This is a genomic window from Dietzia sp. UCD-THP (assembly GCF_000349585.1).
Taxonomy (GTDB): Bacteria; Actinomycetota; Actinomycetes; order Mycobacteriales; family Mycobacteriaceae; genus Dietzia; species Dietzia natronolimnaea_A.
This window is the reverse complement of sequence record NZ_AOSR01000013.1, coordinates 150,717-168,185: the sequence shown is the minus strand read 5'-3', so window position 1 is coordinate 168,185 and position 17,469 is coordinate 150,717. Positions and strand designations below refer to the sequence as shown.

The 17,469-nt window shown below is 70.1% G+C and carries 15 protein-coding genes and 1 pseudogene; 14 read left to right on the top strand and 2 right to left on the bottom strand.

The genetic code is table 11. The annotated features are described in order from the left end of the window. Nucleotides 1-70: 70 nt before the first annotated feature. Nucleotides 71-619, bottom strand: coding sequence for a type II toxin-antitoxin system PemK/MazF family toxin (locus H483_RS23225; RefSeq protein ID WP_017835652.1), 549 nt, complete (start codon nt 617-619; stop codon nt 71-73). A gap of 35 nt (nt 620-654) precedes the next feature. Between H483_RS23225 and H483_RS23220 the strand changes: the two genes are divergently transcribed. Together H483_RS23220 and lepA are read left to right on the top strand one after the other, a co-directional pair. Further along, nucleotides 655-1,377: an EthD domain-containing protein gene (locus H483_RS23220; RefSeq protein ID WP_017835651.1), complete on the top strand. Its 723-nt coding sequence runs from the start codon at nt 655-657 to the stop codon at nt 1,375-1,377. A 57-nt stretch (nt 1,378-1,434) separates the two neighbouring features. Next, on the top strand, nt 1,435-3,294 hold the full coding sequence (lepA, locus tag H483_RS23215; RefSeq protein ID WP_017835650.1) for a translation elongation factor 4: 1,860 nt from the start codon (nt 1,435-1,437) through the stop codon (nt 3,292-3,294). Between the two features lie 17 nt (nt 3,295-3,311). Here the strand turns inward: lepA and H483_RS23210 are convergent, their stop codons facing one another. Further along, nucleotides 3,312-3,824, bottom strand: coding sequence for a CGNR zinc finger domain-containing protein (locus H483_RS23210; RefSeq protein ID WP_031264504.1), 513 nt, complete (start codon nt 3,822-3,824; stop codon nt 3,312-3,314). Between the two features lie 26 nt (nt 3,825-3,850). Between H483_RS23210 and H483_RS23205 the strand changes: the two genes are divergently transcribed. The 12 genes and pseudogenes from H483_RS23205 (at nt 3,851) to era (ending at nt 17,454) form a co-directional block, all read left to right on the top strand. Then, nucleotides 3,851-4,672, top strand: coding sequence for a TSUP family transporter (locus tag H483_RS23205; RefSeq protein WP_017835648.1), 822 nt, complete (start codon nt 3,851-3,853; stop codon nt 4,670-4,672). A 34-nt stretch (nt 4,673-4,706) separates the two neighbouring features. Further along, nucleotides 4,707-6,815: a M3 family metallopeptidase gene (locus H483_RS23200; protein ID WP_017835647.1), complete on the top strand. Its 2,109-nt coding sequence runs from the start codon at nt 4,707-4,709 to the stop codon at nt 6,813-6,815. Between the two features lie 9 nt (nt 6,816-6,824). After that, a complete protein-coding gene (locus tag H483_RS23195) occupies nt 6,825-7,034 on the top strand; it encodes a hypothetical protein (RefSeq protein WP_017835646.1) in 210 nt (69 codons plus the stop codon). Between the two features lie 141 nt (nt 7,035-7,175). After that, nucleotides 7,176-8,549 (top strand): annotated as a pseudogene (locus H483_RS23190) (wax ester/triacylglycerol synthase family O-acyltransferase); the annotation flags it as partial. Between the two features lie 707 nt (nt 8,550-9,256). Further along, nucleotides 9,257-10,474: a radical SAM family heme chaperone HemW gene (gene hemW, locus H483_RS23185; RefSeq protein WP_017835644.1), complete on the top strand. Its 1,218-nt coding sequence runs from the start codon at nt 9,257-9,259 to the stop codon at nt 10,472-10,474. Nucleotides 10,475-10,523: 49 nt separating this feature from the next. After that, entirely contained in the window at nt 10,524-11,564 is a 1,041-nt protein-coding gene (hrcA, locus tag H483_RS23180) for a heat-inducible transcriptional repressor HrcA (RefSeq protein WP_017835643.1), read from the top strand. A 63-nt stretch (nt 11,565-11,627) separates the two neighbouring features. Then, nucleotides 11,628-12,791, top strand: coding sequence for a molecular chaperone DnaJ (dnaJ, locus tag H483_RS23175; protein ID WP_017835642.1), 1,164 nt, complete (start codon nt 11,628-11,630; stop codon nt 12,789-12,791). Between the two features lie 4 nt (nt 12,792-12,795). Further along, the gene (locus tag H483_RS23170) at nt 12,796-13,593 is read left to right on the top strand and encodes a 16S rRNA (uracil(1498)-N(3))-methyltransferase (RefSeq protein ID WP_017835641.1); all 798 of its coding nucleotides are present in this window, start codon (nt 12,796-12,798) and stop codon (nt 13,591-13,593) included. 29 nt (nt 13,594-13,622) lie between these two features. Continuing rightward, a complete protein-coding gene (locus H483_RS23165; protein WP_017835640.1) occupies nt 13,623-14,684 on the top strand; it encodes a PhoH family protein in 1,062 nt (353 codons plus the stop codon). After that, nucleotides 14,681-15,175, top strand: a complete 495-nt coding sequence (ybeY, locus tag H483_RS23160; protein WP_017835639.1) for an rRNA maturation RNase YbeY — start codon at nt 14,681-14,683, stop codon at nt 15,173-15,175. Before H483_RS23165 ends, ybeY begins: the two co-directional genes overlap by 4 nt. 3 nt (nt 15,176-15,178) lie before the next feature. Beyond that, nucleotides 15,179-16,549, top strand: a complete 1,371-nt coding sequence (locus tag H483_RS23155) for a hemolysin family protein (RefSeq protein WP_017835638.1) — start codon at nt 15,179-15,181, stop codon at nt 16,547-16,549. Further along, the gene (gene era, locus H483_RS23150) at nt 16,546-17,454 is read left to right on the top strand and encodes a GTPase Era (RefSeq protein ID WP_017835637.1); all 909 of its coding nucleotides are present in this window, start codon (nt 16,546-16,548) and stop codon (nt 17,452-17,454) included. The genes H483_RS23155 and era overlap by 4 nt, the downstream gene beginning before the upstream one ends. Nucleotides 17,455-17,469 lie beyond the last annotated feature (15 nt).

Here is a 17,469-nt window from a genome sequence, read left to right as displayed (position 1 = left end):
TGGACACCGACGACCGACTTTACCAGCGGCGGCGTCACCGGCCAAAACCCGGCGGCCGCCCCTGTCCGCCTCAGCGCCACCCGTAGTCCGAGCGCAGCCGGCCGGCAACCCGCTCGAACGTGCCGCGGGGGCAGATCGCGCCCTCGCGGCGGATGCCCTGCTCGGGGACATCGAGCACCCGGTCCAGCCGGACCCAGCTCGGTCGGCCCTCCGCATCCCACGGCCCGGCGCCCAGGGACTGCCAGCCCTCGTCGTCGTCCCGCCTGGCCTGCGAGGACAGCATCAGTCCGAGCAGGCGGTCGCCGTCGCGGCCCACCACCAACACAGGGCGGTCCTTCCCGCGTCCGTCGGCCTCCTCGAACTCCACCCAGGTCCACACGATCTCCCCGGGGTCCGCCCGACCGTCGAGGTCCGGCGCATAGGACAGGGTGCGCGCGCGACTCGCGGTGGGCACGGACCCGGTCGTGGCGGGCCGTCCTGCCCCGACGGCCCCGGCCGTCTGGGGAGCGGTGATCCCGCGATCCTCGAGGCGCCGTCGCACCTCGAGGGCCACCGTCGGTCCGTACTTGCGGCCCATCCGAGCCGCGGTGCGACCCATCCGGGCCCAGTCGATCGCCATGTCCGCCAGGGTAACCGCATCTAGGATCCCGACTCATGGACGTGATCTTCGCGGTGGTGTGGTCGGACGACACGGTCGGGCCCGTTCCCGACGGCTCGGGCCTGCGGACGGAGATCGCCCGGGCGGTGGACGGTCCGCTCGCCGAGCTCGGCGTGGGCGAGTACGTGGTGAACGTCCGGGACGAGGCGGTCGCCGGCGCGATGATCGACGTGCAGGTGACCCCGCGACCGGTGCTGGCGGCGGTCCGCGCGCGGGTGCCGGTGGCCTCGGCCTCCGCGTGTGCCGACTTCCTCGACGGATTGCGTGGGCTGGGTCCGGTCTCCGTGTGGTCGGTCACCGCGTCGGAGCCGCTCCCCGTGCCCGGGCCGGGAGAGGACGGAAGGTGTCCCGGAATGGCGAATCTGGCCTTCCTGCGGCGGCCCGGGCGTCTGGATCGCGAGGAGTGGCTGCGCATCTGGCTCGAGGAGCACACCACGGTGGCGATCGAGACGCAGTCGACCACCGGGTACACCCAGCACGTGGTGGTCCGCGCACTGACCGAGGGGGCGCCGGAGATCGCGGGGATCGTCGAGGAGGTCTTCCCGATCGAGGCGGCCCGCGACCTGGGGGTGTTCTTCGATTCGCGGGGCAGTGACGAGCGGATGGGCGCCAACATCGAGGCCATGACCGCCTCGACGGCCCGGTTCCTCGAGGACGGAGCGGTCGACGCGATCCCCACGGGGCGGTACGTGATGGGTGTCCGGAGTCCGCGCGTGTGACAATGGGGTGATCGCCCGGTCGGACCGCACCCCGCCACGCCCGGGCCCGCCCGAGGAGTGATCGAGATTCCCAACTTCGCAGAGACGACGTTCACCGATCCCGCCAGGATCAGGAACTTCTGCATCATCGCGCACATCGACCACGGCAAGTCGACGTTGGCCGACCGCATGCTGCAGATCACCGGTGTCGTCGAGGAGCGGCTCATGCGGGCCCAGTACCTCGACCGCATGGACATCGAGCGCGAACGCGGCATCACCATCAAGGCGCAGAACGTCCGCCTGCCGTGGGTGCCGCGCTCCGGTGACCACGCGGGCGAGGAGATCGTACTGCACATGATCGACACCCCGGGCCACGTGGACTTCACCTACGAGGTCTCCCGCGCTCTCGAGGCGTGCGAGGGGGCGATCCTCCTGGTGGACGCCGCGCAGGGGATCGAGGCGCAGACGCTGGCCAACCTCTACCTGGCCATGGAGAACGACCTCGAGATCATCCCGGTCCTCAACAAGATCGACCTCCCGGCGGCGGACCCCGAGCGGTTCGCCGAGGAGATCTCCCACATCGTCGGGTGCGAGCCGGACGAGGTCCTCCGGGTCTCCGGCAAGACGGGCGCGGGGGTCGAGGAACTATTGGACAGGGTGTGCGACGTGGTCCCCGCGCCCGAGGGCGACCCCGACGCCCCCGCCCGCGCCATGATCTTCGACTCGGTCTACGACACCTACCGGGGTGTCGTCACCTACGTGCGCGTCGTCGACGGATCGCTCCGGCCCCGCGAGAAGGTTCGGATGATGTCGACCGGCACCACGTACGAGGCCCTCGAGGTGGGGATCATCTCGCCCGAACCCAAGGCCTCCACGGGCCTCGGACCGGGAGAGGTCGGCTACCTCATCACCGGCGTCAAGGACGTGCGGCAGTCCAAGGTCGGTGACACGGTGACCAGCGCCCGGGGCGGCGCGGAGGAGCCGCTGGCGGGATACGCCGAACCCAACCCGATGGTCTTCTCGGGTCTCTACCCGATCGACGGGTCCGACTACCCGGTCCTGCGCGACGCGTTGGACAAGCTGCGACTCAACGACGCCTCGCTGGACTACGAGCCGGAGACCTCCGTCGCACTCGGCTTCGGCTTCCGCTGCGGTTTCCTGGGTCTGCTGCACATGGAGATCACCCGGGACCGGCTGGAGCGGGAGTTCAACCTCGCCCTGATCTCCACCGCACCGAACGTGGTGTACCGCGTGGTCGCCGAGGACGGGAGCGAGCACCAGGTCACCAACCCGTCGTACTGGCCCGAGGGCAAGCACCGCGAGATCTTCGAGCCAATCGTCAAGTGCACGATCATCGTTCCCAGCGAGTTCGTGGGCACCGTCATGGAACTGTGCCAGTCCAAGCGCGGCGAGATGAAGGGCATGGACTACCTGTCCGAGACCCGCGTGGAATTGCGCTACGTCATGCCGATGGGCGAGATCATCTTCGACTTCTTCGACTCGCTCAAGTCCCGCACCAAGGGGTACGCGTCGATGGACTACGAGGAGGCCGGTGAGCAGGCGTCCGATCTGGTCAAGGTCGACATCCTGCTGCAAGGCGAGGCCGTGGACGCGTTCTCCGCGATCGTGCACCGGGACTACGCGCAGGCCTACGGCAACAAGATGACGGGCAAGCTCAAGGAGCTCATCCCGCGTCAGCAGTACGAGGTGCCCATCCAGGCGGCGATCGGCGCGAAGATCATCTCCCGCGAGAACATCCGCGCCATCCGCAAGGACGTGCTGTCCAAGTGCTACGGCGGCGACATCAGCCGCAAGCGCAAGCTGCTCGAGAAGCAGAAGGAGGGCAAGAAGCGCATGAAGTCGATCGGCCGCGTGGACGTGCCCCAGGAGGCCTTCGTGGCGGCGCTGTCCGCGGAGTCGAGCGCCGACAAGAAGTAGGACCCGGGCCCGCGGGGTTACGGCTTCGCTCGGTGGCGTCGCACGGCGGACCGGTTGGTGCAGCGGGTCGAGCAGTACCGTTTCCGCCCGTTGCGGGTGGTGTCGGCGAAGACGTCCTCGCAGTCGTCGGCCGCGCACCTGGCCAGCCGGTCGATGCCGCGTGAGGTCAGGTGCAGTGCGGTGCCCACCGAGAACATGGCGGTGAGCAGTCGGGCGAACGGGACGTCGTCCGCGCGGTAGTGCACGTGCCAGTGGCCGTCGTGGTCGGTGAGTCGCGGCGGTGCGGAGTGCTCCGCGAGCAGAGCGTTGAGGGCGTCGGCCCGCCCGCGGGGCTCGGTGGTGTCGACGACGACGAGCCAGTCGTCGAGGAACGTCAGCGTCTCCGCGAGGTCCGCGTCGGAGGTTCCGCGGTCGATGGTCACCCCCGATTCGCGGCAGCGGTCCACCAGTTCGCGGGTGGTGCGGGGGCGGCGGTTCGCCAGGTCGGCGGCGAGGGTCACCGGATCCGCCCCGTAAGGGTTGATATACACAAACCAATTACAGCACAGTACCCGGTATGCCTCAGTCACTCGCGGGTCTGACCGCGTCCCCGGCCGTCGGGATCTCAGTGTGGGTCCTGGCCGCGCTCGTGCTGGCCGCGTTCGTCGCCGGCTGGGTCGACTCGGTCGTCGGCGGGGGAGGGCTCATCCAGCTCCCGGCGTTGGTCGTCGGCCTCCCCGCGGACGCCTCGACCCCGGAGATCCTCGGCACCAACAAGCTCTCCTCGGTCGCCGGGACCCTGGTCGCCTCTGCCACCTATCTGCGCCGGATCCGTGTGCCGGTCGGGATGGTCCTCCCGCTGGTGGTCGCCGCGTTCGCCGGCTCGGCCGCGGGCTCCTCGGTCGCCCGGTTCATCCCGCGGGACCTGCTCACGCCGGTGGTGCTGGCGGCCGTGATCGTGGTGGGCGCCTACACGTGGTTCCGGCCCACCATGGGTCGCACCCACGAGAACCGGTACACCGGATGGGCGCGCATCTGGCGTTCGGCGCTGATCGGGCTGGTGATCGGGTTCTACGACGGGGTCCTGGGGCCGGGGACCGGGTCGTTCTTCGTGATCGCGATCGTCGCGTTCCTGGGCTTCGGGTTCCTGCAGGGGACGGTGGCGGCCAAACTCGCCAACCTCACCACCAACATCGCCTCGATCCTGGTCTTCGGCATCCACGGTGAGGTGTTGTGGATCATCGGTGGCTGCATGGCGGTGGCCAACCTCACCGGCGGGTTCATCGGCGCCAAGATGGCGATGCGTCACGGCAACGAGTTCATCCGGGTGGTGTTCCTGGTGGTCATCGGCATCCTGGCGGTCAAGCTGGCGTGGGACACCGTGGTCCTGTGGACATGAGGCGCCCCGGGAGGGCCGACGTAGACTCGCCCCCATGAGCCTCCCGAACCCCGAGCCCGGCCGCCACCCGCTCCTCGACGAGTCGCCGCTGCCGTACGGCCTCCCGGACTTCGCGGCGATCGACGAGGCGGAACTGGAGCCGGCCATCCGGACGGCGATCGACGACCACGCCGCCGAGATCGCGGCGATCGTGGCCAACCCGGACGCCCCGACCGTCGAGAACACGGTCGTCGCCCTCGAGCGGTCGGGCCAGGCGCTCCAGCGGGTCCTGTCCGTGTTCTACGGACTCCTCGGTCCCGATGCGACACCCGCCCGCCTCGACGTCGACCGGGTCGTCTCACCGCTGTTGGCCGCGCACTCGTCGGCCGTCATGACCGACCCGGGCCTCCTCGCGCGGGTCGACGCCGTCCACTCGGCGTCGGAGGCGGGGGAACTCGAGGTCGACGACGAGACCGCCCGCCTGATCAGCCGGCACCACCGTGACCTCCTCCGGGCCGGCGCGGGACTCGACGAGGCGGGCCGCGCCCGACTGACCGCGATCGACACCCGACTGGCCGAACTGACCACGGCCTTCGGGGAGAACCTGCTCGCCTCGACCGCCGAGCTCGCCGTTCCCGTGACCGACGAGGCCGAGCTGGAGGGCCTGTCCGCGTCCATGCGGTCGTCGCTCGCCGCCGCGGCCCGGGAGGCGGATCGGGAGGGCTGGCTCATCCCACTGGGACTGCCCACCGTGCAGCCGATCTCCGCGTGGCTGGACCACCAGGGCCTCCGGCGGCGGGTGATGGAGGCCTCGCTGCGGCGGGGGTCCACGCCCGGTCACGACAACTCCCCGATCGTCCTGGAGATCGTCCGGCTCCGCGCCGAGCGCGCGCAGCTGCTGGGTCTGGACTGCCACGCCGAGCACGTCCTGGCCGTGGAGACCGCCGGCTCGCCCGACGCGGCACGGGGACTGCTGCTCGACGTGGTCGACGCCGCTGTGACCAACGCCCGCAACGAGGCCAAGGACCTGCTCGGCGGAGAGGACCGGGAGCTGGACCCGGCCGACTGGGCCTTCGAGTCCGAGCGGTTGCGCGCAGACCGCTTCCAGGTGGACGACGCCCGTGTCCGGCCGTACTTCGAGCTCGAGAGGGTGCTCCACGACGCCGTCATGCACTCGGCCTCCGAGCTCTACGGCCTGCGCTTCGCCGAGCGGACGGACCTGCGCGGATACCTCCCCGACGTCCGCGTGATCGAGGTGTTCGACGAGAGGCGCACCGAGCCCGACGCCGGTGTGGGGTTGTTGCTGCTCGATTACTACGCGCGTCCGACCAAGCGGGGCGGTGCCTGGATGAGTTCCTTCCGCGATCAGTCCCGTCTCCTGGACTCGCGGCCCGTCGTCGTCAACGTCATGAACCTGTCCCGCCCCGCGGCGGGTGAGCCGACGCTGCTCACGATGGACGAGGTCACCACGATGTTCCACGAGTTCGGGCACGCCCTGCACGGTCTGCTGTCGGACGTGGAGTACCCGGTGTTCTCCGGTACCTCGGTGCCGCGCGACTTCGTCGAGTTCCCGTCCCAGGTCAACGAGATGTGGGCCCGCCGGCCCGAGCTGCTCGCGCGGTACGCCCGGCATGTGGAGACGGGGGAGCCGATCGACCCGGATCTGGTCGAACGGATGCGTCAGGCCGAGCGCTTCGGTGAGGGACAGGCCACCGTCGAGTACCTCGCCGCCGCCCTGCTCGACCTGGCCTGGCATTCGCTGAACCCGGCCGAGGCCGAGGCGGTCACGGACGTGGACGAGTTCGAGGCGCGGGTGCTGGCCGACGCGGGCCTCGACGTCCCCGGCGTGGAACCCCGGTACCGGTCGCGGTACTTCCAACACATCTTCGCCGGCGGGTACTCGGCCGCCTACTACTCGTACTTCTGGGCCGAGGTCCTCGACGCGGACGCCGCCGAGTGGTTCTCCGAACGCGGGGGACTGCAGAGGGCGACGGGCGAGGCGATGCGCCGCGAGGTCTTGTCCCGGGGCGGGGCGATCGACTTCCTCGACGCCTATCGGGCGATGCGCGGCGCGGACCCGAGCCCCTCGGCGCTGCTGCGTCGCCGGGGCCTGGACTCCTCGGTCGTGGGTGGCCGCGAGGCCGCGGCCGTCGGTCGGTCGTAGGATCGCGTCGTGACGGCATTCCTCGAGTTCTGGGACACGGTCGAACTCTGGCTCGCCACGCTGCCGTTCCCGCTTCAGGTCTTCATCATGCTCGCGGTGGGCGTCCCGCTGTTCTATCTGGTCGCGGTGGGCGTCGAGCGGGTGGCAGATGTGCTCGTGGACCGGTTCCGGGGCCTTGTCGCCTCCGGCGACGCAGAGACCGGGAAGGAGGTCATCTGATGCCCCGATCGCGTGTGACTCTGGCCCTGATCCTGCTGATCGCGCTCGTCGTGATGGCGTGGCTCATCCTCGACGTTTACTGAGCACAGGCCGTCGGTCGAACACGCGCTGTGAGACTGACTGCGGACGTACACTTCGTGCATGCAGCGCCTGAGTGGACTTGACGCCAGCTTTCTCTACTTCGAGACCAGGGCCCAACTCCTGCACGTGTGCGGGTTGATCGTCCTCGACGGATCCGAGATGAACGGTGGCTACTCGTTCGACGCGCTGCGGTCCGAGCTCGCCCGCCGGGTCACGGCCATGCCGGGCTTCCGCCGCAAGCTGCACGACTCGTTGCTGAACATCGATCACCCGGTCTGGGTCGAGGCCGAGGACTTCAACATCGACCATCACCTCCACCGGGTGGGCCTGCCGGAGCCGGGCGGAGACGAGGTGCTCGCGGAACTGTGTGGGCACCTGGCCAGCCAGCCGATCGACCGCTCCATGCCGTTGTGGCAGATGTATGTCATCGAGGGGCTTCCCGATGACCGGTTCGCGGTCTTCGCCAAGATGCATCACTCGACAGTCGACGGCGTCACGGGTGCCAACATGATGTCCCAGTTGTGTTCACTCACCCCGGACGATCCGACTCTCGACCAGGAACTGGTGGAGGAGACCGCCGGCGGGTCCGGGGCTCTCGAACTGGCCGTCGGTGGGGCGTTGTCCCGCCTGGCCACCCCGTGGCGCCTGGCCTCGTTGCTCCCGGGGACACTCGGCGTCGTACCGTCGTGGATCAACAGGGCGCGCAAGGGACTGGCCATGCCGGCGCCGTTCACCGCGCCCCGCACCCCGTTCAACCGCACGATCACCGGGCACCGGTCCATCTCGTACGCCAGTGTGGACCTGGACCAGATCAAGCGCATCAAGAACGCCTTCGGCACCACCGTCAACGACGTCGTGCTGGCGATCTGCTCGACTGCGCTACGGACCTATCTGGACGACCTCGACGAGCTGCCCTCCAAGCCCCTCATCGCGATGGTCCCGATGTCGGTGCACGCCGCGGAGTCGCGCCCCGGCACCAACCGCGTGTCGGGCATGTTCATGTCGCTGGCCACGGACATCGACGACCCCGTCGAGCGGCTGGAGTCCATCCGGGACGCCAACACCGTCGCCAAGGACCACACCGACGCGCTCGACGCCAATCTCCTCACCGACTGGGCGCAGTTCGCGGCTCCGTCGGTGTTCGGGTCCGCGGTCCGGATGTACTCGCGACTGAGGCTCTCGGAGCGGCACCCCGTGGTGCACAACCTCATCATCTCCAACGTGCCCGGCCCGAACATCCCGCTCTACTTCCTCGGGGCCAGGGTCACCAAGATGCTGCCGATGGGACCGGTGTTCCACGGAGCCGGACTCAACTGCACGGTGATGTCGCTCGATGGTGAACTGCACTTCGGGTTCATCGCGTGCAAGGACCTCGTTCCCGACCCGTGGCCCATGGCTCGGGCGGTGGATGCGGCGTTGGCCGAACTGGTCGCCGCCGCCGAGGAGCGGGAGGCGAGCGGCACCCCCACCGCGGAGCGGAAGTCGGCCGCCGAGTTGGCGCAGCTGCGCAAGCAGTCGAAGAAGGCCGGGCGTCAGTCATCCACGGCGACGTCCCGGAAGCCCCCGTCGAAGAAGCCGGCCGCGGCGTCGTCGGCGGCCAGTACATCGGCCGAGCCGAAGAAGGCACCGGCCAAGAAGGCTCCGGCCAAGAAAGCACAGGCGAAGAAGGCTGCGGCGAAGAAGGCTCCGGCCAGGAAGGCTCAGGCGACTAAGGCTCAGGCGACGAAATCGGCCGCAGCGAAGCCGACCGCCAAGAAGACCTCCTCGCAGAAGCAGGCCGCTACCGCCGAGGGCTCCGCCACCACACCCACGGCCACCAAATCGACGGCCACCAAGCGCACGGCCACCACAAAATCGGCCACCAAGCGCACCGCGAAGAAGTCCCCGACCCGGAACTCGGCCGGCAAGCCCACGGGATCCAAGCCCGCCACCCCCGCGCGCGGCCCCGCGGGACCGGCATCCGGCACTGTGGGCTCCGTGACCAGACCAGACGACACCCCCGCAGCCGACCAGGCCCCGCGCTCCTCAACCCCCACGGCCTCTCCCTCAACCGATCCGACCGGCGCCGTCAAGGCCGGCGGACCGGCTGCGTCCTCCTCGGGGGGCGGTGAGACCGGGGACGTCAGTGCGACCGGTCAGGCGTGACGACCGGGGTCACCGATCCCGCAGGTCTCGCGCTCTCCCCGCCGCCGCGCGACCCGCGGGCTCCGTTCGGGATCTACCTCCACGTCCCGTTCTGCGCATCCCGCTGCGGTTACTGCGACTTCAACACCTACACCGCCGGGGAACTCGGGTCGGCCACGTCGCCCGCCGACTGGGAGCGCGCCGCCGCGCTGGAGATCGAGCGGGCGGCGTCCGTCCTGGCCGGGTCCGGTTCCCCGCCGCTGGTCGACACCGTCTTCGTCGGCGGCGGGACGCCGTCGCTCGTGGGTGCGGACGTCCTGGTGGGGATGCTGGGGCGCATCCGGTCGACGTTCGGACTGGCACCCGGCGCCGAGGTGACGACCGAGAGCAATCCGGAGTCCACCTCCCCCGAGTTCTTCGGACGCCTGCGCGAGGGCGGGTTCACCCGGATCTCGCTCGGCATGCAGTCCACGGCAGCGCACGTCCTGCGGGTCCTGGACAGGGCGCACACCCCGGGGCGCCCGCAGGAGGCGGTCGCCGAGGCCGGTAGCGCCGGGTTCGACCACATCAACCTGGACGTGATCTACGGGACCCCGGGGGAGACCGACGACGACCTCGCCCGCACCCTCGACGCCGTCGTGGAGACCGGCGTGGACCACGTGTCCGCATATTCGCTCATCGTCGAGGACGGCACCGCGTTGGCCCGGAGGATCCGGCGGGGAGAACTGCCCGGAACCGTCGACGATGTGCTCGCGGACCGCTACGAGCAGGTGGCGCAGCGGCTCGCGCGGGCGGGGTTCCACTGGTACGAGGTGTCCAACTTCGCGGCCGACGAGTCGGGATACTGCCGCCACAACATGGGGTACTGGCGCGGCGGCGACTGGTGGGGGATCGGACCCGGGGCGCACAGCCACGTCGCCGGTGCCCGCTGGTGGAACCTGCGTCACCCTGCCCGGTACGCGGCCGCCTGCGACGCCGGTGACCTCCCGGTGGAGGGCGGGGAGCGGCTCACCGACGCCGATCGGCACCTCGAGCGGATCATGACCGGCCTCCGGCTGGCCGAGGGGCTCCCGGACGCCGCCTTCACGGCGCAGGAGCGGGCGCGGGCGGACCTCCAGGTGTCGGCGGGTCTGCTGCGGCGCCGTCCCCCGGGCGGGGCCGACGGCGGCGGGTACGCCCTGACCGAGTCGGGCAGGCTGCTGGCGGACGGAGTCGTGCGCGACGTCCTCCTGTAGAGGCGCTGGATTAGAATCGTCCGTACGCAGGGAGCGAGGAGGGGAATCGATGTCGAGCACGGCCGATCGTAGGACCGAGGTCCTGCGCGCGATCGTCTCCGACTACATCGCCTCGCACGAACCCGTCGGCTCCAAGTCCCTGGTCGATCGCCATTCGCTGGGGGTCTCGAGTGCGACGATCCGCAACGACATGGCCGTGCTCGAGGCGGAGGGCTTCATCGTCCAGCCCCACACGAGTTCCGGACGGATCCCCACGGAGAAGGGCTACCGCCACTTCGTCGACTCGATCGAGGAGATCACGCCGCTCTCGCGGGCGCAGCGGAAGGCCATCCAGGCCTTCCTCGAGGGTGCCGTCGACCTCGACGACGTCCTCCGGCGGGCCGTGCGGCTGCTGTCGCAGCTCACCCGCCAGGTCGCCGTCGTCCAGTACCCGGTGCTGGGACGCTCCACCGTGCGTCATCTCGAGGTGGTGAGCCTGGCACCCACCCGCCTGCTGTTGGTGCTGATCACCGACACCGGTCGGGTGGACCAGCGGACCGTCGACCTCGCCGCGGCGCTGACGGACGACCACCTGGCCGAACTCCGGACGCTCCTGTCGGAGGCGGTGGCGGACAAGAGACTCGGCGACGCCTCCGAGGCGCTGGCGGCCACACCCGAGCGCGCGCGGCCGGACTACCGCGACGCCGCGGAGAGGTGCGTGACGGTGCTGGTGGAGACCCTCGTGGAGCAACCCGACGACCGCATCGTCCTGGGCGGCACCGCCAACCTCACGCGCAGCGCGGCCGATTTCGACGGTTCCCTGAGATCCGTCCTCGAGGCGTTGGAGGAGCAGGTCGTGATCCTCCGGTTGCTCTCGGCGGCGCAGTCCGTGGGGATGGGGGGCCCCGGCGGGGTCACCGTCCAGATCGGCGAGGAGACCCGGTCGGCGGAGATCCGCGGGGCGTCCGTGGTGTCCTCCGTGTACGGTTCCGAGCGCCAGATGCTCGGCGGGATGGGGGTGCTCGGGCCCACCAGAATGGATTACCCGGGAACAATCGCCTCGGTCGCCGCTGTTGCCCACTACGTGGGCGAGATCCTGTCCGGGCACTGACGCCCGTAGCCTCACCCGGGACCGGTGTCCCACCGACCTGATCCACATGACGAAAGGCGACACGTGCCACGCGACTACTACGGGACCCTCGGGGTCGATCGAGGCGCCTCGGAGTCCGAGATCAAGCGCGCCTACCGCAAGCTCGCCCGCGAGCTGCACCCCGATGTCAACCCGTCGGACGAGGCGCGTGAGAAGTTCAGCGAAATCACGGCGATCTACGAGGTGCTCACCGACCCCGAGAAGCGCCGCGTCGTGGACATGGGCGGCGATCCTCTGGACTCCTCTCCCGGTGGCGGATACGGCGGCGGTTTCGGTGGCGGGGGTTTCGGCGCCGGCGGGGGACTCGGCGACGTGTTCGAGGCGTTCTTCGGTGGCGGCGGCGGTGGCGGCGGACGTGGCCCCCGGAGCCGTGTGCAGCCGGGGTCGGACGCGCTGATCCGCGTGAACCTGACGCTGGCGGAGTGCGCGACCGGCGTGACCAAGGAGATCCAGGTCGACACGGCCGTCCTCTGCGAGACCTGCCACGGGAAGGGGTCCGCGACCGACGCGCCGCCCGCCAAGTGTGGGATGTGCCAGGGGCAGGGTGAGATCCAGTCCGTCCAGCGCTCTCTGTTGGGCAACATCATGACCAGCCGACCGTGTCCCACCTGCGCCGGGACCGGTGAGATCATCACCGATCCGTGCGGTGACTGCACCGGCCAGGGCCGCGTCCGCAAGCGCCGCACCGTGTCGGCCAAGATCCCGGCAGGCGTCGGTGGCGGAATGCGGATCCGGCTGTCCGGGCAGGGTGAGGTCGGTCCCGGCGGTGGCCCTGCCGGGGATCTCTACATCGAGGTCAACGAGCGCACCCACCCGGTGTTCGTCCGCGACGGCGAGGACCTGCACTGCACGGTCCGCGTCCCGGTCGTGGACGCCATCCTCGGCGGCCGGGTGGACCTGGAGACCGTCGTCGGTGACGACCTTCAGATCGACATCCCGTCCGGCACCCAGCCCGGGCACACGGTCACCCTGTCCGGCCGCGGGATGCCGCGTGTCCGGGGCGGCGGGGCCGGTGACCTCACGGTCCACATGGAGGTCGTGATCCCCGACAAGCTGGACCGCAAGCGAAGGGACCTCGTGGAACAGCTGCGCCGGCTCGGTGGCGACTCGGCCGAGATCGTCAACGAGGACACCGCCCGCCGGGGCGGGTTGTTCTCACGGCTGCGCGACGCGGTCGCGGGTCACTGACCCGGTGACCCCGCCTCTGTTCCGACTCGACGCGGTGCCCGCGGTCGGCGAGACCGCCGTCCTGGACGGGGCCGAGGGGAGACACGCCGGCTCGGCCCTGCGGGTGCGGCCCGGGGAGCTGCTCCGCATCGGCGACGGCCGCGGCCGGGTGGCGGACTGCTCGGTCCTGACGTCGGGGCCCGGCCGGGTCGAGGCGGAGGTCCTGGCCGTCACCACGGTCGACCGACCGACCCCCCTGGTGACGGTGGTGCAGGCACTGCCCAAGTCCGAGCGGGGCGAGCTCGCCGTGGAGCTGGCCACCGAGGCCGGGGCCGACCGGATCGTGCCGTGGCAGGCGGACCGGTGTGTGAGCCGCTGGGCGGGGCCCAAGCTCGACAAGGGCCGGGCCAAGTGGGCCAACGCGGCCCGCGCCGCCGCCAAACAGTCCAGGCGGGAATGGGAGCCGGCGATCGGTGACGTCCTCGACTCCGCCGGCCTCACCGCGTTCGTCTCCGAGGAGATCGCGGCCGGTGCGCTCGCGCTGGTGTTGCACGAGGACGGTGCCGCCCGATTCGCGGACGCCGTGACCGCGGCGGGGCCGGTCGAGCGGATCATCCTCGTCATCGGACCCGAGGGCGGCGTCTCCGACGCCGAGATCGACGCACTCACCGGTCTCGGCGCCCGCGCCGTCGTCCTGGGGCCCGAGGTGCTGCGCACCTCCAGCGCCGCCGCGGTGGCGTTGGGCGCACTCGGAGTTCTCACGCGGAGATGGGCCCGCGCTGGTACTACACTCGACCCGACCGCACCACCACCCAGGAAGTGATCCACGTAGGTACCCCAGAGAACGACGCAGTGAGTGACACGGTCGCCCGGACGCGGGGCGACGACCGCCGGGATCCCGGCGGTCCGAACTCCCGCACGGCGGTCCAGCTCGACCCGGACCTGGCCATGGCGGTGCTCGGCGCCGCGGACGCCAACCTCCGGGCGCTCGAGGAGCTGCTCGACGCCGACCTGCACGTGCGGGGCGGCACCATGACCATCTCCGGTGACCCCGGCGCCGTCGACCAGGCCTCACGCGTGGTCTCGGACCTGCTGCGGCAGGCCGGACGTGGGGTGGAGATCACCCCGGCGTCGGTGCGACGCTCGGTCGAGATCCTCGCCGACTCCGGGCCGTTGACCCCCGAGGAGGTGCTGGGCACGGACGTGCTGTCCCGGCGCGGCGGGATGATCCGGCCCAAGACGGTGGGGCAGAAGCGGTACGTCGACGCGATCGACGACCACACGGTGGTGTTCGGGCTCGGACCCGCCGGAACGGGTAAGACCTACCTCGCGATGGCCAAGGCGGTCGCCGCGCTGCGGGCCAAGGACGTCAGCCGGATCATCCTCACCCGCCCTGCGGTCGAGGCCGGGGAGCGGCTCGGCTACCTGCCGGGCACCCTGCACGAGAAGATCGACCCGTACCTACGGCCGCTGTACGACTCGCTGCACGACATGATGGACCCGGAGGCCATCCCCAAGCTCATGGCGGCCGGGGTGATCGAGGTCGCCCCGCTGGCCTACATGCGTGGGCGCACCCTCAACGACGCGTTCATCATCCTCGATGAGGCGCAGAACACCACGCCCGAACAGATGAAGATGTTCCTCACCCGCCTCGGGTTCGGCTCGAAGATCGTCGTGACCGGAGACATCACCCAGATCGACCTCCCGGGCGGGCAGCGATCCGGGCTCAAAGTGGTGCGCGACATCCTCAAGGGAGTCCCCGACATCCACTTCTCCGAGCTCACCTCCGCGGACGTCGTGCGGCACGCGCTGGTGGCCCGGATCGTCGACGCCTACGCCAAGCACGAGGAACGCCTCGAACGGGGCGAGGACCCCACGACCGGACACAGGAACAGGGAGCACCACCGCAGATGAGCATCGAGGTCGCCAACGAATCGGGGGTGGAGGTCGACGAGGCCGAACTCATCGACGTCGCCGCGTTCGTGATCGCCCGGATGGACGTGCACCCCGCCGCCGAACTGTCGGTCACGCTCGTGGACAAGGACACCATGGCCGATCTCCACGTGACGTGGATGAACCTCCCGGGTCCCACCGACGTCATGAGCTTCCCCATGGACGAGCTCTCCCCGGGCGGGCGCCCCGACCTGCCCGACCCCGGGCCGGCGATGCTCGGTGACATCGTGTTGTGTCCGGCGTTCGCCGCCGACCAGGCCGCCAGCTCGGGTCATCCGCTCGCGCACGAACTCGCACTGCTGACCGTGCACGGCTGCCTTCACCTGCTCGGGTACGACCATGCCGAGCCGGCCGAGGAACGGGAGATGTTCGGCCTGCAGAACGAGCTGTTGGGTGAGTGGTACGACCACCGGGATGCCTCGCAGGACGACGGCCCGCGCGCGGACACCTGACCCGTGGACCAGATCATCCTCACCGCTGTCGCGGTCGCACTGCTCATCCTGCTCGCCGGCGTCTTCGCCGCCCTCGACGCGGCGCTGAGCACCGTCTCTGTGGCCCGGGTCGAGGAGATGGCCAAGGACTCCCGCTACGGGGCGGCGAGGCTCTCGCGGATGCTGCTCACCCGTCCGCGCTACATCAATGTCACGGTCCTACTGCATCTGTTGAGCCTGATCTCCGGTGTCGTGCTCCTCACCGTCGTGTTCGCCGAACTCATCGAGTCCACGGCCTGGGCGCTGGTCGGGGTGATCGCGGTGATGACCATCGCGGCGTACGTCGTGGCCGGCGTCGGTCCCCGCACGCTGGGGCGCCAACACGCCTACTCGCTAGCCCTCGGGGCCTCGACCCCGATGTGGGTGCTCGGGATGGTCCTGGGCCCCGTCGCCAGCATTCTGGTGGGTGTCGGCAACGCCGTCACCCCGGGCCGGGGATTCCGCAACGGGCCGTTCGCCACGGAGATCGAGCTTCTCGAGATCGTGGACATGGCCCGCGAGCGCGGCGTCGTGGCCGACGACGAATCGCGCATGATCCAGTCGGTGTTCGAGCTCGGGGACACCACCGCGCGCGAGGTCATGACCCCGCGGACGGAGATGGTGTGGATCGAGTCGTCCAAGACGGTCGGTCAGGCCGCCCGGCTCGCCGTCAAGTCCGGGTACTCCCGGATCCCCGTGGTGGACGGCGACAACTCCGACGACGTGGTGGGGGTGATCTACCTCCGCGACATCGTGGCGCGACTGGACGACCCCGACGGCCGCGCGGCTCCGGTCTCGGAGGTGATGCGTCCCGCGGTGTTCGTTCCGGACGCCAAGAGGATCGACGACCTCCTGTCGGAGATGCAGCGGGACCACAACCACCTGGCGATCCTGGTCGACGAGTACGGCGGGACCGCCGGGCTGGTCTCGATCGAGGACATCCTCGAGGAGATCGTCGGGGAGATAGTGGACGAGTACGACACCACCGAGGTTCCCCCCGTCGAGGAGCTGGAGGACGGTCGGTACCGGCTGTCGGCCCGGCTCGGTCTGGACGAGGTCGCGGAGCTGTTCGACGTGGAGTTCGCGGACGAGGTGACGGAGGAGGTCGAGACCATCGGGGGCCTGATGGCGCTCGAGCTGGGCCGCGTCCCGCTACCGGGAGCGCATGTGGTCTCCGTCGGCCTGGACCTGCGCGCCGAGGGTGGTCACGACCGCCGCGGCCGGGTCAGGGTGATCACCGTGGTGGCCGAGAAACTCGACCCCGCCGCCGACCCCGCCGACACCGCTGCCGGTGACGGCGCCGGTGACGGCGCCGGGGACAAGGCAGACGAGAACGACGACGAGGAGAACCGATGACCACGCCAGAGGGCTTCAGGAGCGGATTCGTCAGCTTCGTCGGTCGGCCCAACACCGGCAAGTCCACCCTCACCAACGCGCTGGTGGGTGAGAAGATCGCGATCACCTCCTCCCGACCCCAGACCACGCGCCACGCGATCCGCGGGTTGGTCCACCGCCCCGACGCCCAGATCATCCTGGTGGACACACCGGGGTTGCACAGGCCGCGCACACTGTTGGGTGAGCGGCTGAACGCCCTGGTGGAGGACACCTACTCCGATGTCGACCTCATCGGCCTGTGCATCCCGGCGGGGGAGCGGATCGGCCCCGGGGACCGCTGGATCCTCGAGCAGGTACGCAAGCTCTGTCCCACGACCCCGATCCTGGGTCTGGTCACGAAGATCGACACCGTCTCCAAGCAGAAGGTCATGGAGCAGCTGGTCGCGGTGTCCACGCTCCTCGGGCCGGACGCCGAGGTCGTCCCGGTCTCCGCCGCGTCCGGTGAGCAGGTGGACGTGGTGGCGGACGTGATCGCCTCACTCCTGCCGGAGGGACCGCGGTTCTACCCCGATGACGTGATCACCGAGGAGTCCGACGAGACCAGAATGTCCGAGCTCATCCGCGAGGCCGCCCTCGAAGGCGTGCGCGACGAGCTGCCCCACTCGATCGCGGTGTCGATCGAGGAGGTACTGCCCCACGAGGGGCGTGACGACATGGTGGACGTCCACGCGACCGTCTACGTGGAGCGGCAGAGCCAGAAGGCGATCGTCCTGGGTAAGGGTGGCTCGCGGATGCGTGAGGTGGGCACCCGAGCCAGGGCGGGCATCGAGCAGCTGCTCGGGACCAAGGTGTACCTGGACCTGCACGTCAAGGTCCTCAAGGAGTGGCAGCGCGACCCCAAGATGCTCGGCAGGCTGGGCTTCTAGCCACCCTCGGCTTCT